Below are 19,952 nucleotides of genomic sequence, written 5' to 3'. Positions count from 1 at the left end.
ATGACCGAGCTGATTCAGCCCGCAACCACGTTCGACCTCGCCCGCCTGCTCAGCGTACGGAGCGTCTCCTAGCGGCCTCGGCATCACCGACCCGCCAGGGCCGCTTCCGGGCAAAACGCCACGGAGAGCGGCCCTTTCCATATCCCCTCACCCCACCCCCATTCCCTCGTAGCCCAACGGTAGAGGCAACGGTCTCAGGTGCCGTCAAGTGTGAGTTCGAATCTCACCGAGGGAACCCACCTTTCACGACCCGCGCACCTGAGTACACGATCTCGGCTGCACCGATGAATTTCGGGTGGATCCGTCGTCGATTCCTCTGAACAGCCCGAATAACAGGAGTCCAGATATGACGAGACCGTTTCGATTCGGGGTCGTTGCCCCGCTCAGATCCGACCTGCCGACGTGGCGAGATCGCGTGCGCCGCATCGCCGACAGCGGCTACTCGACGCTGCTGGTGCCCGACTTCCCACAGATGCAACCGGCGCCCGCCCCCATGCTGGCCACCGCCGCGGCCCTGACCGACCTGCGCGTGGGCACCTGGGTGTACGCCTCTCCGCTACGCCCGGCCTGGCTGACGGCGTGGGAGGCGCACTCACTGTCGCTACTGACCGACGGTCGCTTCGAGATGGGCATCGGCACCGGCAGACCGGGAATCGAGGACGAGCTCCGCGACAAGGGACAGCCCGCCGTACCGCCGCCTCACGAGCGGCTGGCCCAGATCCGCGAGACCGTCCAGAGGCTGCGAGATCTCGACGGCCCCGACCGTCACACGCCCGTGGCGATGGCCGTACTCGGTCCGAAGGCCCGGGCGTTGGCGGCCGAGGTCGCGGACACGGTCACCTTCGTGCTCGGGGATCAGCCTCGGGGCGAAGTCGAGCGCCTGGCACGCGACTTCCGCACCACCAGCGACGCCGAGCTCGCGCTCGCCGTACCGGTTATCGGCGATACTGTCGCGCCGCACATGGCGCCCCCCGACACCGACACTGCCGCGCTTCACGCGGCGGACGCGATGACCGTACTTCCGGATGACCCGGCCGCCGCCGCCGAGGAAGTCCAGCGGCGACGGGAGGAGATCGGCTTCTCCTATTTCGTCTTCGGCGCCGACTTCGCCGACAGGTTCGCTCCGGTCGTCGCCGAGCTCGCCGGACGTTAGTTGCCTGAACAGCTATTTCAGCCTCGAGCGATCCACTGTTGCATAGCGGCTGCGACCATCGAGTCGCCGTGCGCGCTGGGATGCCAGGGGAACCCGAGCGGTTCGGTGTGTGGGTCGAACGCTCCGTCCACCCAGGGATCCGCAGTGCAGGCGCCGTGCCCGGCGGTGACCGCTCGGGTGTCGAGGAAGTTCACGTTCAGAATGCCGGCGGCCTCGCGCTGGGCCGTGTCGATCCGGTCCAGGAACCCGGTGACCGCGCCGGCTCGGGGCTGGACCACATCGATGCCGAGGATGCTCGCGCAGGCGGAGTCTTGGCCGGGAGAGTGTATCTCCGGGTATCCCACCAAAACGATGCGCGCGTTCGGAGCGTAGTAGCGGATGTAATCCACCGCTTGCCGGACTCGATCGGCATAGGCCTGACCGGTGACGGTGTCGAGGTCGGGGGCGCGGCCTTCCGCTGCGGCTTCCGGACCGCAACCATCGATCAGGTCGGTCAGGCACGTGAAGGCACGAGACAAGGCGACCGGGTTGTCGGTTCCCCAGGCGTCGTTCATGCCGAGCTGAATCGTCACGGTCCGGGTGCGTGGTCCGAACGCGCTATCGGACATGGCCCGTTTCACCTGGTGCACCAGGGTCCAGCCCGAGGTGTCGATCGTGCCGCCCTGGCACGAGGTGTCCTCGACGTCGTCCGGCGACAAGCCGATACGCTGCGTCAGCTGCGTCGGCCATGATGTAGGCACGTGCTTGCAACCGGGATCCCCGCCCGCGTTCAGCAGGTCGAGGATTTCCCCGTTGGCGGAGAAGGAATCACCGATCACCACAAGGGTTTTGCCGCCGGGAGTCTCCGCAGTGGTCGGCGGCGCCATCGCGGCGAGCACCGCTGCGGTACCGCAGACCGTGAACGCTGCAAGCAACCGCAACCGAGCCGAACTTTTCACTAGCTGTCTACCTCTTATCGATCCGTTGCGAAACATGCGAAGCGCGACCGCTTCAGATTCGAACGCCTACTGTAGCTGCGCGCCGATAGCGCCGCCGATCGATCGCGAATTCGGCGGACATCCGACCGAGCCTGCTCGACCGATGACTTTCGCGCTGCAATCGCCTCTGTATGAGTAGGAGGTAGGAAAATGTTGCTGGAAAACAAGAACGTGGTTGTCTACGGCGCGGGCGGAGCGGTCGGCAGCGCGGTTGCCCGCGGATTCGCCCACGCAGGCGCCAGCGTCTTCCTGACGGGGCGAAATCCCGACATCCTCAACGCCGTCGCGAAGGAGATCTCCACCGCGGGCGGCGCCGCCGAGACCGCTGTGGTCGACGCCCGGGACGAGAAGTCCGTCACCGAGCACCTCGACGCCGTCGTCGCCGAAGTCGGCGGCATCGACGTGTCGTTCAACGCGATCGGAATCTCACCGCGGGGACTGCAGGGAATCCCGCTCACCGACCTACCGGTCGACAATTTCATGCGACCCATCACGACATACGCCCAGGCTCACTTCGTGACCGCGAAATCCGCTGCACGGCACATGATTCCCCGAGGATCGGGAGTGATCATGATGCACACACCCGAACCCGCCCGCGTGCCGATGCCCCTGGTCGGCGGCATGAGCGTCGGCTGGGCGGCGATGGAAGCCCTCAACCGCGCGCTGTCCGCCGAATGGGCCCAGCACGGCGTCCGCTCGATCTGCCTGCGCACCACGGGCATGGTCGAGACACCGGTCATCGACGTCGTTTTCGGGCTGCACGCCGACGCGCTGGGCATCCCCGAAGACCAATTCACCGCCGCCGTCAGCGCGATGACCCACCGCAAACGCCCGACCACACTGGCCGAACTCACGGCTGTCGCGGTATTCCTCGCCTCCGACCGAGCATCCGCGATGACCGGAACCGTCGCCAATCTGACCGGCGGAATCATCGTCGACTGACCATCACGGAGGAGCAGGGCAATGAACGATCTACTCGCGAGCGCGGTTGCCGCGCACGGTGGTTCGGACCGATGGAATCGGATCCGGGCGATCCGCGTCGACGCCGCCATCACCGGGGCCTTCTGGCAGGTCAAGGGAAAAGGCGATGCGCTGAGGGACATCCGCTTCGAGGTGGACACCACACGGGAACGGCTGACCATGGACTTCGCCGATCGAGACCGACGGTCGCTCTTCGAGCCCGACCGGGTCGTCCTGCAGCAACGCGACGGCACGGTGGTCGACGCGCGCGACGACCCGGAACGGTCGTTCGACGGCCACCAGTTCCAAACGCCCTGGGACGAACTACATCTCGCGTACTTCACCGGGGAAGCACTGTGGACGTACTTGAATACGCCGTTCCTGTTCACGTGGCCGGGGTTCGTCTGCGAAGAGATCGCGCCCATCGAGGCCGAGGGTGAAATATGGCGGCGGCTACACGTGACCTTCCCCGACCACATCAAGAGTCACACCCGTAAACAAGTGTTCTGCTTCGGCCCGGACGGGCTGCTGCGCCGCCACGACTTCGCCATCGACATCGTAGACCCGGCCACCGAGTCACAGCTCTACGCCGCCGACTACCGCGACATCGACGGCATCATCATCCCGGCCACCCGACGGGCCTACGCCACCGTGGGAGACGACCGGATCGTCCTGGTCGCCATCGACATGGCCGACATCACCGTTTGTTGATCACGATGAACAACACCCACAGCAGGATCGGCGGATCATGCACACAGTGACTGAAGCCACGACCGGCAGCGAGGATTTCGGACGGCTGAGCGAACCGTTCCGACGCGAGCTGCTCGCCTACTGCTACCGCATGCTCGGTTCGGTCGACGACGCCGAAGAAGTGGTGCAAGACATCTATCTCGACGCCTGGCGGGCCTACGACGGCTTCGAGGGCCGATCGTCGTTGCGCACCTGGCTCTACCGCATCGCGACCCGGGCGTGTTTCAAAGCGCTGGAAAAAAGCAGACGCAGGCCGCTGCCCGCCGATCTCGGCGACCCCGAGTCACATCTGGAGGCCAGGCTGATCGAGCGAAGCCCGGAGGTGTCGTGGCTCCAGCCGATACCCGACTTCCTGTTCACCGCCGCACCGACCGACCCGGCAACCGTCGTGGTGCAACGACAGACCATGCGGCTCGCCCTGATGGGGGCACTCCAACAGCTACCACCGCGACAACGAGCCGTGCTGATCCTGCGTGATGTGCTGCAGTGGCGGACCACCGAGGTCGCGCAACTGCTGGAGATGACAACGGCGGCCGTCAACAGCGCGCTGCAGCGAGCGCGAGCCCAGATTCCGCTCAGCGAGGACGGTCTGACCGAACCGGCCGAACCACGGCAGCGCGCCCTGCTCGACCGATACGTCACCGCATTCGAAACCGCGGACGTCGATCAACTCGTCGCGGTCTTGACCGAAGACGCACGATGGGAAATGCCGCCGATCGCAACCTGGTTCGAGGGCCGCGACACCATCCTCGCCTTCCTGGCCAGACAGATGCGGATGATCGGTCCGGCCGAACTGGTCGCCACCTCCGCCAATGGACAGCCCGCCTTCGCGGTGTATGCCCGCGGCCACGACGGTGCGCACCATCCACACGCACTGCACGTACTGACAGTCACCGCCGAGGGCGTCAACAGGATCGTCGCGTTCCACGGCTCCGGGCTGTTTCCGCTGTTCGGACTCTGACCAGGTAACGGCATGTCCGAACAGGAAAACATCGCCCGGCACGACGCCGAGCTGCACGCACAGCTCCGGCTGTTCTGCCAACTCATGCTCGGTTCAGCGGACGCCGCCGACTGCATGATTCAGCAGATCTACCAAGAGAATTGGCCATCGGAACGCCTTCAACTGTTCCGTATTGCAGCCGCCCGCTGTGGGATCCGCCGATAAGCGCACAACGGATCGGCGTTGTTGTGGATGCTGCCCACCACCTCACCCCAGCGCCGAAACGACTGCGGCGTCGCTGATTTCGAGCAGGCGGCGGCGCGCCTTCGGGTTGAGGGCTTGCGTGTGCGGATGGGTCTGCCCGGTGCCGTTGAAATAGCGGCCCGTCGTCTGTGACAGGTCCGGATCGCAGATCAGGCGGAGGGTCGCGGCCGCGCCTTCGTCGATGGTGCTGATCGGCGTGATGCCGGATTCCAGCACCATGGTCGTCGCCATGAGGGTGGCCGGGTGCAGGGCGTTCACGGTGACACCGGTTCCGTCGAGTTCTTCGGCGTACTCGATGGTCGACATGATCATCGCCAGCTTGGCGCGGCAGTAGGCGGTGTACACGTCGTAGTCGTGCTCGGGGGTCGGATCGTCGAGGTTGATCTCCTGCTGCCCGGCCGAGGCTACGTTCACCACCCGCGCCGGTGCCGAGGCCCGCAGCAGCGGAAGCAAGCGCCGCGTCAGCCGATACGGGGCCAGATGGTTGACCGCCCACAGTAATTCGTTGCCGTCGGCGCTGAGTTCGTGTCTCCCGTCCGGCCGGCCGCCGGTGCCGGCATTGTTCACCAGCACGTCCAATCGTGAAGTGCGGGCGATGATCTCGTCGGCCAGCCGGTCCACCTCTGCGAGTCGTGACAGGTCGGCCAGGATGATCCGCGGAGCGTGTCCACTTGCGGCCGTTATCTCGGCCGCGACCGCGGCGGCCCGATCGGGGTTGCGGCCGTGCAGGATCAGCCGGGCGCCCGCCGCGCCGAGACGCACGGCGAGTTCGCGGCCGAGTCCGTCCGTCGCACCCGTGATCAGCACAGTGCGATCAGCCATGCGGTCGATACCTTTGTCGCTCATAACCTTTCCTTGCCGTCCGACCTCGTCAGGATGCTCGAGCGGAATTCACGGCAGTGCCTCCGCCGTGGCGACGAGCGTCGCCCGGCCCAGGATGTGGCCTGCGATGGTGAATCCGAGCAGAGCAGGCGTGGAGTCGGCGGCGATGCCGATGTCGTCGACATCCAGAGCGTGCACGGTGACGAAATAGCGGTGCTCACCGTGCCCCGCCGGCGGCGCCGCACCGATGTATCGGGGTAGGCGCGCGTCGTTCGGCAATTGGAAGGAGCCGGTCGGCAACCCGCTGCCCGCGTCGTCTCCGGCGCCCTCGGCAAGGCTCGTGGTCGTGGCCGGGATGTTGGCGACAGCCCAGTGCCAGAAGCCGGAGCCCGTGGGGGCGTCGGGGTCGTACACGGTGACGGCGTAACTCTTGGTGCCCGCCGGGGCGCCACTCCAACTCAGTTGCGGGGAAACGTCTTTGCCGCCGGGGGCGCCGGAGGACCACTGTGCGGGTTGCCAGGCGGCGCCGTCGCTCACCGTGGTGCTGGTGACCGTGAACGAGGCTGCCTCGGGGAGCCGGGCGAAGGGATTGTTTGCGCTCATCGTGTCGTGCCTTTCGAGTCGTACCGGACAAGCAAGATCGACGATATCAGAAATAATCGATTATTTTGAAGATCGTCTATCATCGGACCATGACCAGGGCAGCCAACACCCCCACCGCACCGGGAAAGCAGATGCTGTCCGAGCAGATCTACGCACACCTGCGGCACGCGATCATGCGCGGCGAGTACGCGCCCGGTGACGCGCTCAAGCCGCAGGATCTGGCCAAGCAACACGGTGTGAGCCTGGCTGTGGTGCGCGAGGCGCTGGTGCGGCTGGTCGGTGAGGGCTTGGCCGAACGGCTGACCAATCGCGGCTTCGCGGTCCCGGCCTTCTCCGATCGCCGCTGGCAGCAGATCGGCGAGGCCCGCCGGACCATCGAGCCGGTCCTGCTACGCATGTCGATCGAACGTGGTGACGTCGACTGGGAGAGCGATGTCCGAGCCGCCCACCACCGCTTGGCGCGCACACCGGTATTCACCCCGGAGGACGGCGAGTACTACAGCGAGGCCTGGGCCGAGGCCCATCGGGTGTTCCATCGCACCCTCTTGGCAGGGTGCGGAAACCCGGTGTTGCTGGAGACCTTCGACCGGATGTGGGTCGCGAGCGAGCTGGCTCGCCGCTGGTCGGCACACCGCGCCCCCGACCGCGACGGCATCGACGAGCATCGCCGATTGGAGGAGGCGGCGCTGGCCCGTGACCCCGATACCGCCGCCGACCTACTGACCCGACACCTCACCCTGACGACGGCCGCACTCACCGAGCAGGAAAGCTGACACCGACCATGACGTAGGTCGCAATCCGACCGGCCCGGGCGTCGTCAGCCGAGGAAGTGCTCGGTGGGCGGGGTGCATGCGTTCAAGCGCTCGGCCGAGAACGAGTGTTGGACAACGACCTTGATACGCCGTTGCGCATCGCGTGAATTCCGTTCATTCCGAAGGCTGTCGCATCGAGCCCGCGATGACGGTCGAAGCCGGTGTGGGTGAACGCTTTCGCGGTCCGGATCAGCGTTTGCCGTCGCCGACGGGCTCGATGGGCCCGGGCTGATCGCCGAGGCGGGCGTGTAGCCGGTCTCGGATCTGGTCCGGGGTGTACGCGCGGCGTTTGCGTTCGGACCGCACGATGACCACTCCGGTCGCCGCGACACCCGCGGCCCCTGCCAAGCCGAGCACCTTCCACCAGCGCATGCGCCTAGGCTAGTCGCCGTGCCACGTGAAGCGCCTTCGAGTATCGGTTTGGATGACGCGGTCGAGCTCACGCGGACCGGCGATCTGTGGCTGTTCCGCGGGCATACCGGTGCCGACCGCGCAATCCGGGGGCTGACCAACAGCCCGGTCAACCATGTCGGCATGGCGGTGGTCATCGATGACCTCCCGGCCCTGATCTGGCACGCCGAGCTCGGCCGGGCGCTGCCGGACGTCTGGTCGGGCAACCACCATCGCGGTGCACAGCTGCACGACCTGCGGGCCGCGATCATGCGCTGGGCCAACGATTACGGGCAGCAAGCGTGGATTCGCCAGCTGGATCGGCCGGTTACCCACGAGATGGAAGATGCCGCGCTGCGGATGGTCGCACGGCTGGACGGCATGCCCTTTCCCTCCACCAGCGCGCTGGCGGGGCGGTGGTTGCGGGGCCGGGTAGCGCTGCCGAAGCAATCGGGAACGCGGGAAGCCGACGCCGGTCTGGAGAACGCGTACTGCGCGGAGATCGTCGCCATGACTTATCAGGCCATGGGTCTGCTGCCGGAGAAGCGTCCGAACTGGTATGACCCGGGCAGGTTTTGGAGTGGCGACAATCTGCGTTTGGCCGACGGCTATCACCTCGGCGGGGAAATCACGGTGCACGTTCCCGTACGTTGACGCACCGGCATCACCCATTGCATCCCCGGTCGAAAATCGTTTTACCCCTTCAGAACTCCGCTGCTACCGTGATTCCCACCACCTCCCCCGACGACAGGAAAGGCGGCACCGTGACCGAATTTATGCAGCGCCCGAACACGTTCGACCACAACCGTCCCGTCCGCGTCGGTGTACGGAGCTGCCCCTGAAGGTCTCGACCACCGCAGACCGCTCAGGGGGTCGCTCCCGGCATTCGCCAGGAGCGACCCTTTCTCATCCAGCCCGAAAGCAAGCCACCCAGCCCATGCACCTCAACGTCGAGCGGGCGTCACCGTTGACGCATGCATGGGCGAAGGCTTCCGCAGCCCCTCATCGAGAACCGCTTTCGGACCTTCGACAGCGACGCCGAGCCACTCCGATCTCAACGGAAATCCGCAATTCACGGCGGGTCGGCGTTGTTGTGGATGCTGTTCGAACCACACCGAGGGAACCCACCGATCCAGCTCCGCGCACCTCGGCGCCGAGTAGATGTCAACGCCGACATCCGCGCGGAGCCACATGCCCGTAGCTCAACCGGACAGAGCGTCTCCCTACGAAGGAGAAGGCTGGGGGTTCGATTCCTCCCGGGCATACCAGGTCATCTACGGGTTGTAGATTTCCACGTAGGCGTTGGTGGCGACCGCGAAGACGCCGGGTCCGGCGCCGGTGCAGGCCGCCGTAATACGGTCACCCGACGGGGTGAAGGGGTAGCTGAGCACCTTGTAGGGGCCGACGGCGTACAGCGGGAACGGCCCGCTGGCGTAGAGGCCGACGCAGTCGAGGTGAAGTACGTAGTTGGATCCACCGTCGGGCCCGCAGACTGCCGACGCGTCGAACACCCCCTTCGTCACGGTGCAGTCCTGCGGCGCGGCCTGCGCGGTCCCCGACCCGACGACGGCCGCGAAACCCAAACCCGAAATGCCCGCGATCGCAACCCGTCCGGCGACACTCAACGACCTTTTCATGAAGACCCTTCCGATTGGCGTTGTGTTGTTCGTCGTAGCCGAGCCCAATTTTGTTTCCATTCTGAAGTTTTTGGTCGTACCGGGCCCGCATCACGGAACGGTACAGCCGTGAAATACGGTCGGGGTTGTGACAGGTCATGGCGATTCGAGGGTCGGTGGAGTCGATCATGGGTAAGCCGAATCGGAAGCATCGGGCAGCCAAGCAGCGGGCACGATACGGCGGAACCGACTTTCCGGGCATGCCCGGTGGGGCCGAGGGGCGGCCGCCGACCGCTGAGGAGATCGGCAATGCGATCCTGGCGGCCGCCATGGAATCGGCCCAGCGTGGGGCTCGGGCCGGATCGGTACAGCGTGATCCGGTTGTCGTGTTCGCCGGCCGGCTCGCCGCTGACGACCCGCTCGTTCACCACGTGGAGCGGGGTGTGCACCTTGCGGGGCAGCACCTCATGACGCGAGCCTTCCGGAATGGCTGGTTGCCGGCGGACATTCAGCAGGCGGCGCGACGGCGGGTCGACGACTTCGCGGTCAGCTTTCTGATCGACACCATGGCGGACTCTGTGCGGCCCTTCGCGCCTGCGACCGTCGACGAAACCTGGTTTGCTCAGCTCGGTGAATTGGCCGCGGACGCCTGGTGGTCGGATTCCTCACCGCATTTCGGCCAGTGGGCAGCGAAGCACATGCTGACCACCGCCGAAGCGCTCACCACCGTCATCGAGGCCCTCGCACTGCTGATCCTGCTGCCGAAACTGGAACTCATCAGGCCCCTGCCCGGTACCGCACGTCCGACGGCCGCTGTCCCCCATCATGTCGACGAGAAGGTGCTCGGCCGCGTTCGTGGACTGCTCGCCAAGGCGGAGTCCACGTCCTTCCCCGAAGAGGCCGAGGCCCTGTCGGCCAAGGCACAGGAGCTGATGACCAAGTACGCGCTCGATCGGGTGCTCGTCGACGCCGACACCGCCGTCCCGGATCTGCCAGGGGCACGGCGAATGTGGCTCGATACCCCGTACACCGACGCGAAGGCCCTGCTGATCGACGTCGTCGCCAAGGCCAATCGATGCCGCGCCGTCTTTTCCTCGGCATGGGATTTCATGACCATCGTCGGCGACGACGCGGATCTCGACGCGGTGGAATTGTTGTCCACCTCGCTGCTCGTGCAGGCCACCAGGGCGATGATCGCGAACGGCGACAAAGCGTCCCGAACCGAGGAGGCACGCAGCCGGACGTTCCGGAAGTCGTTCCTCGTCGCGTATGCCACCCGCATCGGGGAGCGCCTGGATGCGGCCACCGCGGCCACCATCGCGGAATCGGCTGAGCCGGAACGACTGCTGCCGGTCTTGGCCTCACACCAGATTGCGGTCGACGCGGCTTTCGACACCCTGTTTCCACAAGCCCGGAATCGCGGGATCACAATCCGCAGCGCCGCAGGCTGGGACGCCGGCCGAGTAGCCGCCGACCGCGCACGGCTCGACCTCAGGCCTCGTCCTGATGCCGGGTGAGCAGCCGCTCGGCGGCGTCGTACTCGTAGAGCTCGGCATAGCGTCCCCAGTCGATGGCGATCCGCAGTTGTCGCCGCGCGGCGTCCTCGGTGAAGCCCCGCCGCAGCAGGTCGAGGAAGAAGCCGTCGCGTAGCCGCTGGTTGCGCGCACTGGTCAGCGCGTGGTCGATCGCCGCGACCAGGGGCGCCTTGGCTCGCGCCAGCCGCGCGAAAATGGCCTTGGCACTGTCGATATCGGCCTCGGCGAACAGGGTGCCGTCGACGGTGAGCTCGATATCCCCGTCGGCGGTGGTGGCCAGCCCCAGCATGGTGGCGGCGTCGACCAGCGGCATCAGATCGTCGATCTCGAAGCGCAACCCGCCCGCCAGATCCGGCAGGTCGGCCCGCCCGCCCTGGGCGGCCACAAAATCCAGCATGCCGCCGATTCCGTCCACCCCGGCATCGGGCAGCGGCCGGGTGGTGGGGGTGGGGGTGATGCTCGGCCAGCTGCCCTCGAAGGTGGCGTCGGTGAGCATCCGATAGGCCTGGTCCACCAGCGCCTGGAACCCCGCGCCGCGCGGGTCGCGCGGCTGCGGGAGACGCACCTGGATCTCACCTTTGATTCGCCCGGGATTGTTGTCCAGCACCAGGATTCGGTCGGCCAGCTGCACGGCCTCCTCGATGTTGTGGGTGACCATCAGCATGGTCTTGGTCGGGAAGGCGGTCTCCGCCCACAGTCGCATGAGCTCGCCGCGCAGGTTCTCGGCGGTCAAGACGTCCAGCGCCGAGAACGGTTCGTCCATGAGCAGCACCTCCGGCTGCACCACCAGGGCGCGGGCGAATCCCACTCGCTGGCGCATACCGCCGGAAAGCTCCTTGGGATAGGCGTTCTCGAAGCCGTCCAGGCCGATCATGTCGATGGCGTCGGTAACCCTCTCGCCACGCTCCCAGGCCGAAATCCCTTGGGCGCGAAGGCCGAGTTCGACGTTCTGGCGCACGGTCAGCCACGGCAGCAACGCGAAGGTCTGGAACACCATGGCGGTATTGGCATTCGGCTCGGTGATCTCGGTCTGCCGGATGCGCGCGGACCCCGCAGAGGGGAGCATCAGGCCCGCGATGATCCGCAGCAGCGTGGACTTGCCGGAGCCGGATTTGCCCAGCAGCGCGACGATTTCACCCTCCTGCAACTCGAGGCAGACATCCGAGAGAACCGGCAGCTGCTCGCCGGAGGGGTTGGTGAAGTTCTTGGTGACACGATCGACGGTGATGATGGGGGCCGACACGGTGTGTCCTCCTTTCGAAAAGTGTTTCAGCTCAGCGAGAATCGCCGTTCGGCGGTGCGCTGCAGGCGTCGCCACAGCAGGCGGTTGATGGTCACCGTGACCACGCTCATCACCACGGTGCCGAGCAGCACCCTGGCGAAGACGTCGTCGGTGGTGGCATTGGTGATGTACGCGCCCAGGCCGTAGGCCTCCATATGCGTGTTCCCGGCCTCCACGACCTCGCCGACCAGCGTGGCGTTCCACGCGCCGCCGAACGCGGTGATCGCGCCGACCACGTAGCCGGGTGCGATCGCGGGCAGTATCAACGACTTCCAGCGCTGCCACCCGTGCACGCCGAGATCGTCCATGGCCTCGCGCAGGTCCGTCGGGATCTGCCCGGCCGCCGCGATCACGTTGAACAGCACGTACCACTGCGCACCCAGTGCCATCAGCGCGATGCCGCCGATATTCAGTGAGATGCCGGTGTAGGTGAGCGCCGCGATGACGAAGATGAACAAGAACTGGGCCGGGAAACTGGCCAGCACCTGCACCACCGGCTGAGCGAACCGGCAGATGCGCGGATTCATCCCGATCCACACGCCGACCGGCACCCACACGATGGTGGAGACCACCAGCAGCACTATCACGCGGCCGAGGCTGGCCAGCCCCATCAGCGAGGTCGGCCCGAATTCGGCCAGGCCCACGGTTCTGTCGAAGTAGGAGGCGAGTGCCCAGGTGCCCCAGGCGAGCGCGGCGAAGAGCAGTCCGAAGAAGAGCACATCGCCGATGCGGCTGCCCGCGCGCTCGTCGTAGGCGGAACGGGTGCTGCGCCCGAAGACCCGCATGAGGCGATCGACCCGCTCACCGACCGGCCGTAGCACCCGAGCCAGCCGGCCCGGCACCGTGCTGTGCCGCAGCAGGTCGAGCACCAGACTCCGTGGGGCCTGCGCACTTTCGGTGTGCTCCACCCGGAATCGCTCCGACCACGCCGTGAGCGGCCGCCAGAACACCACGTTCACCAAGACGATGGTGAGCACCATGACCAGCGCACCCACTATGAGATTGCCGACCTCGGCCTCGGAGGTGGCCGCCGCGATGAAGCTACCCATGCCGGGCAGCGCCTCGTCCCGGCCGGATACCGTGATGACCTCCGAGGCCGCGAGCATGAACCACGCGCCGCCGAAGCTCATCATGCCGTTCCAGATCATCGGCACCATGGCCGTCGGCACCTCCAGCTGCCACAGCCGCTGCCAGCGGGTGAGCCGCATCATGCGGGCCGCATCATCCAGCTCCCGGGGCATATTGCGCAACGCCTGGTAGTAGGCGAAGGTCATGTTCCAGGCCTGCGCGGTGAAGATGGCGAAGATGCACGCCGCCTCCGCGCCCAGGTACGAGCCGTGGAACAGGCCCACGAACGCGGTGACCGTGATCGAGACCAGGGCCAGCACCGGCACCGACTGCAGCACGTCGAGCGCCGGGATGAGCACCTTCTCGGCCCGTCGCGAGCGCGCCGCCCACTGGCCGACGATCAGCGTGAAGAGGATGGACGCCGCCAGGCCGATGAACATGCGCAGCGTGGTGCGGGCCGCGTAATAAGGCAGGTTCGCGGGATCGGTTGATACGGCCTCGGTTCCGGTATCCGGCGTCCAGGGCACCGACATGTCCCGAAACAGCCTCAGCACCAGCAGGATCAGCAGCACGCCCGCGCCGATGATCAGGTAGTCCACCGCTCGGAGCCGGCCGCGTGCCCGCGGCACCTCGGGAGTCGTCTTGGGGCGGTCCGGAATTGCCAATTCGAGAGTCATTGCTGTTCACCTCGCTCCGAGCGGCTTCGTCGCAACTCAGTTGGTCGATTCGGCGGCGACCGCGGGCGGTGCGGTCATGACGTTGTAGGCGTGCACGGCCGAGGCCAGCACCGCCGGTGCGCCGATGAGCAGGTTGAAAACCACGACGCCTATTCCGGCCCCGGCCACCGCGCCCTCGAGACAGCCGGTGACGGCGCCGGGAATCGCCAACGTGCCCAACGTCAATGCGCCGACCGCGAGACCCTGACCCGCGCCCAGCAGGACGCAGCCCAGCGGCGCTCCGATGACGGCACCCAGCAGCGTGCCCACCGCCAGGGCCACGGTGAGCTCGTTGTTGACATTCTGGAAGACGGTATTCATCCGATCCTCGAAGCTGTCGGGATCGGCAATCTGCTGTGCCGCAGGGTCTTCGGCTTGCGTCTGCGCGGCGGCGTGCAGCTCCGCGGCGATGCGTCGTTCCTCGGTGCTGACCGGTCGTGCCCGATCCGGGCGCGGGGTGAGGGTGGCGCTGTCGCCGTCGATGCGGGCGTCGATCGGGTACGTCGTGTCCTGCTTCGTGATGGTCAGCGGGATCGCCCCCACCACCACGCCCTGCGGGTCGAGGATCTGCAGCTGGTCGGTGGTGGTTCGGAGCGTGCCGAGGTCGGTGCGCAGCACCACCGATCGGTCCACGATCCGGGCGTCGCCGGACACGGCCTGAGCTGTCACAGCGTCGGCGAGCCGGACGTCCGGTCCGGGTGCCGCGGCCGAAGCGGCGGCAGGGGCGACCAGTCCGGCGGTGGTCATCGCCGCGGTGGCGAATGCGAGCAGGCGAATTCTCATCGGGATGTTTCCCCTCGGGATACCGCTGCCCGCATCGGTTTCCGGGCAGCGTCGAATACCGTCGGGCACGGTGGTGCCGACGGGTCGGATATATATGCGAATCTCCGAATTCATTCGTAAAATGTGCATGCGAATAGTCCGGTGCCGCGCGGGCGGCATCGTGATATCGGAGAATTACGTGCGTCGAAATATCGACGCGGTGTTGGTGTGCTGGCTAGCGGCCCGGACCGAGGCGGAGGGGCCGACCCGGAGATCCCGGGTCATCATCGGGTGCCATCGTGCTACCCGACCTCCTCACTGGTAGAACGCGATTCGTCAACGCACGGGGGAGGTCGCCCGGAACTCTCGGGGCGGACGCACACCCCTCTCGTCAGAGTTTTGGCACTGCACGACGTGTTCCGAATCGCAGTGTTCCGAATCGGAAAGCCACTTTGGATTACCCCTTGATCCGGAGAAATCTGTCCTAACCTTGGGCGTCTCTCGACGTCGTCAGATCAGTGGCCTGTGTTCGTGCAGGAGCCTCGCCTATCGAGGTGCAACAGGGAACCTAGTTAAAGACTCGTTAAAAGTCAAAACCGCGCCGGATTCGGCGGTCCGGTGGCTCCGACGATCACCATTCTCATTCTTCGACTGTGGCCGACGTCGCTGACAGGGCACCGGCACGCCGCGTCAGCTGCCGCCCGCCGATCATGACCGCGGCGATGGCGGTCACGCCGAGCAGCGCGCCCGTGACGAGGACGCCGGTCACCGATGTGAAGCTGACGATCACGCCGCCGGTGAGCGCACCGAGGGCGACGGCCAGGTTGTACATGGCGGTATTGAGGGCGGTCGCGGCCTCGGGATGGTCGGGGGCGGCCTGCAGGATCCAGGTCTGCACGCCGACCGGAATCGCACCGAATGCCGTGCCCCACACCAGCAGTGCTGCGATGCCGCTGACCGGTGTGGTCGCGATGAGCGGGAAGAGTGCGAGTGTCATCGCCAGCAGGGCGGCAGCGGCGACCAGGGCGCGCCGCGGGTCGCGGCCGGCGGCGGCGCCGCCCGCGAACGTTCCGGCCACGCCCGCCAAGCCGAAGGCCAGCTGCGCTGGCCCGATTGCCCCGGCGCCCAGACCGGAGATGTCCTGCAGCATGGGCCGGACGAAGGTGAATGCCGCCCAATGCCCACCCACCAGAAGGAAGGTGGCGATGACGCCGGCGCGGACGGCCGGTGTGCGCAACTGCCGCGCCAGGGCGCGGGGGCGGACCACCTCGGTGGCGGGCAGGGGCGGCAGCAGCAGCCGCAGCGCGAGGGCGACCACCGCGCCGAATCCGGCCAGTGCGGCGAAGGCGACGCGCCAGCCGCTCAGATTGCCGATCAGCGTCGCGGCCGGCACGCCCAGCACGTTGGCCGCTGTCGCACCGCCGAACGCGAGCGATATCGCTCGTGGAATGTGGTGCGCGTGAACCAGTCTGACCGCGCACGAGGCGGCCAGCGCCCAGAAGCCGCCGATGGCGATGCCGGCGACGGCACGTGCGGCGAGCAGGATCGCGAAGTCCGGTGCCAGCGCCGAGACCGCTGTCGCGGCCAGCATGAGCCCGATCAGCCCGAGCAGGACCGTACGCCGGTCCGATCTTCCGATCGCGACGGGCAGGGTGGTCGCGGCCGCCGCGGCCATGAGTCCGGGCAATGTGATCGTCAGTGCGACCGCACCGGGAGAGACGTCGAAGGTGTGACCGATGGGGGTGAGCAGGCCGACCGGCATGGCCTCTACGGTGACCATCGCGAAGGTGGCGGTGGATACCGCCGCGACGGCGAGCCAATTGCGGATCGGGGTTCCGGCGCCGGCGGATTCGTGGGTGGAAGCGATGGGGGCTGCCATTACTTCCACCTGCTCGTGTCGGATGAGGAGGTGGTGTTCGCCATGCTCGCAACACTTCCGGGCGGCGCTGATGCGACGCTGGTGTCAGCTGACAGCGCGCTGGTACAGGGCCTGCTCGAATAGGACGCTGACCTGGTCGCAGGGGGTGCGCCGGCCTTCGTTCAGGGCGGACAGGAATCGTTGCTGTCCCAGGGCTTTCCGGGCGAGGGCGTACGCCTGGCGTACGTCGGGACCGGGATTGCCGTTCGTGATGCGGCCGGTCACTTGGTCGATGGCTCCCAGCAGGCGCGCGGCCGGCTCGGGTGCGCCGATGGCGAGGGCGGCCAGCGCACAGCCGACGGCGACGACGGGGAGCAGTCGTGGTGCGGCGGTGGCGGCGAGGTCGCGGGCGATCTCGAGTTGCCTTGTCGCAATGCCGATTCGGCCCGTTCCGACCAGTGCGATCGCATAGTGTGTGCGCCCCAGGATTTCGTCGGTGGCCAATGCTGCGGCCGGACTGCGGTCGGCACCGCGCAGCGGACCGTCGTCGCCGAACAATCGACCGTACAGCTCGATCGCCGTGCCCGGTTCGCCTTGCCGCAGCGCCAGATCGGCCTCGGCGACGCGCAGCCACTGCGCCGTTCCCTCGGGCACCTGGGCATCCACCCACCTCCGGGCGGACGCGAGGTAGGCGGCGCCACCGTCCACGTCGTTCTCCCGCAGATGCAACTGTGCGGCGCGGCGCAGCACACCCACGACCTCCTCGGCCCCCAGGCCCGGGGTCAGCAGTTCGGCGGCCCGGGCGATGAGGGGAGCACCCGCGGCGAGCCCCGCGGATTCGATCCTGTGGTGGGCCAGGTGCAGCAGCGCCCGGCTCACCCCGCGCGGCTCGCCCAGACTCTCCAGCATGCTGATGGCCGCCTCGAGGTCGGCTACGCAGCGCTCGAACGACTCTGTGTCACCGCCGATTTCGTCCAGTGCGCGCAGCACCAGCGCATTGCCGCGCAACCAGGTGTCGTCGGCGGTGAGGCACTGGTTCAACAGCTCGCCGGCACCACGGTGCCGGTCGCGAAGTGCCAGCAGCAGCACGAAGATCGGATGCGGCGGCCGCGACTCGCCCATGGCGGTCCGCACCAGTTCATCGAATTCGCCTGAGCGATCGGGTATTTGGCCCCACCACAACGGCTCGTGGTACGCGGGCAGCTGGTGGGCGTAGCGGACGGCGAGAAAATCCGCGGCTCGGCCCGGCGGCGGACCCGCACCGAACAGCGCCAGCACCCGCGGTTGCCAGGCCAGGGCCTCGCCACGGAGCCCGCACAGCAGCCAATGCCAGATCAGGCCGCCGTACAGACCGACCGCACACTCGCCGTCCCCGGTGCGCACCGCCCATTCCAAGGCGGCCAGGCAGTTGGCGTGTTCGATGGTGAGCAGGCGCGTCGCCTGCTGCTGCCGCGCATCGAGCAGCCGCGGTGCCGCGTCCCGCACGAGAGCGAGGAAATGGCCGGCGTGGGCGTCCGCCAGTCGCCGGCTCTCGCCGGCCGCGTCCAATTCCGATGCGGCGTAGGCGCGAATCGTTTCCACCATCCGGTATCGCGCGCCGTCGAACTCGACGAGGGACTTGGCGACCAGCGCCGTCAGGGTATCCGCGGTGTCCTCGCCGCCGCATACCGTGAGGATGGCGTCGAGCGTGGCGCCATCGGCGAAGACGGCCAGCCTGCGCGCCAATTCGACCTCTGCACCGGTGAGCAGGTTCCAGCTCCAGGACACCACGGCATGCAGCGTGCGATGCCGGGCTGATACGTTGCGGCCGAGCGAGTCCAAGAGGCGGAATCGGTGGGGCAGCCGGTCGGCCAGATGACGTACCGGCAGGGCGTGCAGGCGGGCGGCGGCGAGTTCGATCGCCAGCGGCAACCCGTCGAGGCAGCACACGATGGACACGATATCGGCACATTCGGAGTCGGTCAGCCGGAAGTCCGGTCGCACCGCGCGGGCACGGTCCACGAATAGCTGGACGGCGGCGGATTCGGCGGCGATCTCCACCGATGCTCCGGGCTCCGGCACCGCCAAAGCCCTTACCGGGTACAACTTTTCGCCGTCGATGCCGAGCGGCTCACGACTGGTGGCCAGCACGGTCAGCAGAGGAAAGTGGCACAGCAGGAACGCGGCCAACTCGGCGGCCGCGTCGATCACGTGCTCACAGTTGTCCAGGATCACCAGCATTCGGCGCTGCCCCACGGATCGGTGCAGCACCGCGCGCCAGTCGGCGTCGTCGCTGGATTCGCCGAGACCCAGGGCGGACAGCAGGACGGCCGGAACCGCGGTCGGCGTCGACGCGTCGTGCTCGCGCTGGGGTGCGATGCCCGCGAGGTCGGCGAAAACGCAGCCGTCGGGCCAATCCGACTGGACCGCAGCGAGTTCCGTCGCCAGCCGGGTCTTGCCGACGCCGCCCGTCCCGGTCAGGGTCACCAGCGCGGAGTCGCGGAGCATCCGGGTGAGCTGGTCGATATCGCGTTCCCGGTCGACGAAGCTGGTCCAGCGTCGCGGCACTCCCCGCTCCCGCACGAGGGGCCCTCCCGCTGATGATTCCGGCGATCCGACTGCGGATTCCGGCACCGATCGCGCCGAATCCTGTTGTGTCCGTATTGAATCCCGCACTACCCGTCCAGGTCGGGCCGGCGCCGGATGTGGCGGGTGGTCCGATTCGGCGGCCGCACCCGCATCGATGGAGGTCAGTGCCGCCTGCAACGCCGGGCCAGGTTCGGCGCCGAGTTCACGGCGCACCAATTCGGCTGTGTGCCGGTAGACGTCGAAGGCCTCCGATTTCCGGCCCGCAGCGGCGAGTGCTGTGATGCGCCGGGCGGCCAGGGCTTCCCTGTAGGGGTGCGCCGTGCAGTGGTGAGCCAGTTCGGGCAGGGCCTCGCCGGCCCGGCCGAGCGTGAGCAGGAGATCGGCGCGGAGCTCGATCGCCGCCAGTCGCCGCTCGGTCAGTTCGGTGACCGTCGAGCGCATGTCGGCCGAGTCGACCACGCCGACGAGCGCGTCCGAACGCCATTGCGCCAGAGCCAGATCCACGGCACGGACGGCGGGCTCATGCCGCCCGGCCGACCCCAGCCGCCGAGCCTCACCGAGCAGCCGGCCGAACCGGCACACGTCGACCGCGTCCGGTTCGACCGCCAGTTGATAGCCCGCTCCGTCCTTCACGACGCGATGGGAGCCGACTGCCGCACGCAATCGGCTCACCAGGGCCTGGAGCGCATTCTCGACTCGCGCCGGCGAATCCCGGTCCCAGATCCCGTCGATCAGCAGCCCGGTCGGAACCGTCGTCCCGGCGCGAAGTGCGAGCAGCGCCAGCAAGGTTCGCAACCGTGGCCCGATGATCGCGAACTCGCGCCCGTCGGCCGCGACCACCGAGACCGGGCCGAGCACCCTCACCTGCACCACGTG

At 67.4% G+C, this 19,952-nt stretch carries 18 protein-coding genes, 2 tRNA genes and 1 riboswitch; of the genes, 10 read left to right on the top strand and 10 right to left on the bottom strand.

Going from position 1 to position 19,952, the window contains the following annotated elements; translation table 11 throughout:
• Positions 1 to 162 precede the first annotated feature (162 nt).
• Together ACFXHE_RS16610 and ACFXHE_RS16605 are read left to right on the top strand one after the other, a co-directional pair.
• Positions 163 to 235: transfer RNA gene (locus ACFXHE_RS16610), tRNA-Leu, on the top strand.
• 111 nt (positions 236 to 346) lie between these two features.
• Entirely contained in the window at positions 347 to 1,153 is an 807-nt protein-coding gene (locus ACFXHE_RS16605; RefSeq protein WP_379383859.1) for an LLM class flavin-dependent oxidoreductase, read from the top strand.
• A gap of 17 nt (positions 1,154 to 1,170) precedes the next feature.
• Here ACFXHE_RS16605 and ACFXHE_RS16600 read toward each other — a convergent pair whose 3' ends face one another.
• Positions 1,171 to 2,031 (bottom strand): SGNH/GDSL hydrolase family protein, encoded by an 861-nt coding sequence (locus ACFXHE_RS16600; protein ID WP_379383857.1) that lies wholly within the window; start codon positions 2,029 to 2,031, stop codon positions 1,171 to 1,173.
• A gap of 249 nt (positions 2,032 to 2,280) precedes the next feature.
• Here ACFXHE_RS16600 and ACFXHE_RS16595 point away from each other — a divergent pair, with 249 nt between their 5' ends.
• Genes ACFXHE_RS16595 through ACFXHE_RS16580 form a run of 4 tightly spaced genes read left to right on the top strand, consistent with a single transcriptional unit; the run spans position 2,281 to position 5,005 of the window.
• Positions 2,281 to 3,072 carry an SDR family NAD(P)-dependent oxidoreductase gene (locus ACFXHE_RS16595; protein WP_379383855.1) on the top strand — a complete coding sequence of 264 codons (792 nt, stop codon included), beginning with the start codon at positions 2,281 to 2,283 and terminating at the stop codon, positions 3,070 to 3,072.
• Between the two features lie 21 nt (positions 3,073 to 3,093).
• Positions 3,094 to 3,801, top strand: coding sequence for a hypothetical protein (locus ACFXHE_RS16590; protein WP_379383854.1), 708 nt, complete (start codon positions 3,094 to 3,096; stop codon positions 3,799 to 3,801).
• 37 nt (positions 3,802 to 3,838) lie between these two features.
• Positions 3,839 to 4,801, top strand: a complete 963-nt coding sequence (locus tag ACFXHE_RS16585; RefSeq protein ID WP_379383852.1) for a sigma-70 family RNA polymerase sigma factor — start codon at positions 3,839 to 3,841, stop codon at positions 4,799 to 4,801.
• 12 nt (positions 4,802 to 4,813) lie between these two features.
• Positions 4,814 to 5,005, top strand: a complete 192-nt coding sequence (locus ACFXHE_RS16580) for a hypothetical protein (RefSeq protein ID WP_379383850.1) — start codon at positions 4,814 to 4,816, stop codon at positions 5,003 to 5,005.
• 42 nt (positions 5,006 to 5,047) lie between these two features.
• On the opposite strand, the gene ACFXHE_RS16575 is transcribed toward ACFXHE_RS16580, so the two are convergent.
• Together ACFXHE_RS16575 and ACFXHE_RS16570 are read right to left on the bottom strand one after the other, a co-directional pair.
• On the bottom strand, positions 5,048 to 5,890 hold the full coding sequence (locus ACFXHE_RS16575; RefSeq protein WP_379383848.1) for an SDR family NAD(P)-dependent oxidoreductase: 843 nt from the start codon (positions 5,888 to 5,890) through the stop codon (positions 5,048 to 5,050).
• A 45-nt stretch (positions 5,891 to 5,935) separates the two neighbouring features.
• Positions 5,936 to 6,469 (bottom strand): YbhB/YbcL family Raf kinase inhibitor-like protein, encoded by a 534-nt coding sequence (locus tag ACFXHE_RS16570; protein ID WP_379383846.1) that lies wholly within the window; start codon positions 6,467 to 6,469, stop codon positions 5,936 to 5,938.
• A gap of 89 nt (positions 6,470 to 6,558) precedes the next feature.
• On the opposite strand from ACFXHE_RS16570, the gene ACFXHE_RS16565 reads away from it, so the two are divergent.
• Complete coding sequence (locus ACFXHE_RS16565; protein WP_379383844.1) at positions 6,559 to 7,242, top strand: GntR family transcriptional regulator; 684 nt, start codon at positions 6,559 to 6,561, stop codon at positions 7,240 to 7,242.
• 228 nt (positions 7,243 to 7,470) lie between these two features.
• Here ACFXHE_RS16565 and ACFXHE_RS16560 read toward each other — a convergent pair whose 3' ends face one another.
• The gene (locus tag ACFXHE_RS16560; protein ID WP_354839483.1) at positions 7,471 to 7,653 is read right to left on the bottom strand and encodes a hypothetical protein; all 183 of its coding nucleotides are present in this window, start codon (positions 7,651 to 7,653) and stop codon (positions 7,471 to 7,473) included.
• Between the two features lie 48 nt (positions 7,654 to 7,701).
• On the opposite strand from ACFXHE_RS16560, the gene ACFXHE_RS16555 reads away from it, so the two are divergent.
• Positions 7,702 to 8,325 carry a hypothetical protein gene (locus ACFXHE_RS16555; RefSeq protein ID WP_379383842.1) on the top strand — a complete coding sequence of 208 codons (624 nt, stop codon included), beginning with the start codon at positions 7,702 to 7,704 and terminating at the stop codon, positions 8,323 to 8,325.
• Between the two features lie 537 nt (positions 8,326 to 8,862).
• Positions 8,863 to 8,939 (top strand) — tRNA-Arg (locus ACFXHE_RS16550).
• Between the two features lie 6 nt (positions 8,940 to 8,945).
• Here ACFXHE_RS16550 and ACFXHE_RS16545 read toward each other — a convergent pair.
• Positions 8,946 to 9,308 (bottom strand): hypothetical protein, encoded by a 363-nt coding sequence (locus tag ACFXHE_RS16545; protein ID WP_379383840.1) that lies wholly within the window; start codon positions 9,306 to 9,308, stop codon positions 8,946 to 8,948.
• A gap of 167 nt (positions 9,309 to 9,475) precedes the next feature.
• Between ACFXHE_RS16545 and ACFXHE_RS16540 the strand changes: the two genes are divergently transcribed.
• Complete coding sequence (locus tag ACFXHE_RS16540) at positions 9,476 to 10,804, top strand: DUF2786 domain-containing protein (protein WP_379383838.1); 1,329 nt, start codon at positions 9,476 to 9,478, stop codon at positions 10,802 to 10,804.
• On the opposite strand, the gene ACFXHE_RS16535 is transcribed toward ACFXHE_RS16540, so the two are convergent.
• From ACFXHE_RS16535 to ACFXHE_RS16515, 5 genes are all read right to left on the bottom strand, one after another.
• Positions 10,779 to 12,065 (bottom strand): nitrate/sulfonate/bicarbonate ABC transporter ATP-binding protein, encoded by a 1,287-nt coding sequence (locus ACFXHE_RS16535; protein ID WP_379383836.1) that lies wholly within the window; start codon positions 12,063 to 12,065, stop codon positions 10,779 to 10,781. The genes ACFXHE_RS16540 and ACFXHE_RS16535 overlap by 26 nt on opposite strands.
• 26 nt (positions 12,066 to 12,091) lie before the next feature.
• Positions 12,092 to 13,849 (bottom strand): ABC transporter permease, encoded by a 1,758-nt coding sequence (locus ACFXHE_RS16530; RefSeq protein ID WP_379383834.1) that lies wholly within the window; start codon positions 13,847 to 13,849, stop codon positions 12,092 to 12,094.
• 36 nt (positions 13,850 to 13,885) lie between these two features.
• Positions 13,886 to 14,671 (bottom strand): hypothetical protein, encoded by a 786-nt coding sequence (locus ACFXHE_RS16525; RefSeq protein ID WP_379383832.1) that lies wholly within the window; start codon positions 14,669 to 14,671, stop codon positions 13,886 to 13,888.
• Positions 14,672 to 15,026: 355 nt separating this feature from the next.
• Positions 15,027 to 15,211: riboswitch (M-box (ykoK) riboswitch) on the bottom strand.
• Positions 15,212 to 15,290: 79 nt separating this feature from the next.
• Positions 15,291 to 16,529 (bottom strand): MFS transporter, encoded by a 1,239-nt coding sequence (locus tag ACFXHE_RS16520; protein WP_379383830.1) that lies wholly within the window; start codon positions 16,527 to 16,529, stop codon positions 15,291 to 15,293.
• Positions 16,530 to 16,613: 84 nt separating this feature from the next.
• Positions 16,614 to 19,949, bottom strand: a complete 3,336-nt coding sequence (locus ACFXHE_RS16515; RefSeq protein ID WP_379383828.1) for a BTAD domain-containing putative transcriptional regulator — start codon at positions 19,947 to 19,949, stop codon at positions 16,614 to 16,616.
• Between the last annotated feature and the right edge of the window lie 3 nt (positions 19,950 to 19,952).

Origin of the sequence: Nocardia sp. NPDC059229 (genome assembly GCF_042754165.1) — a bacterium.
GTDB lineage: Bacteria > Actinomycetota > Actinomycetes > Mycobacteriales > Mycobacteriaceae > Nocardia.
The sequence above is the reverse complement of the archived record's forward strand: the minus strand, read 5'-3'. Positions and strand labels throughout refer to the sequence as shown.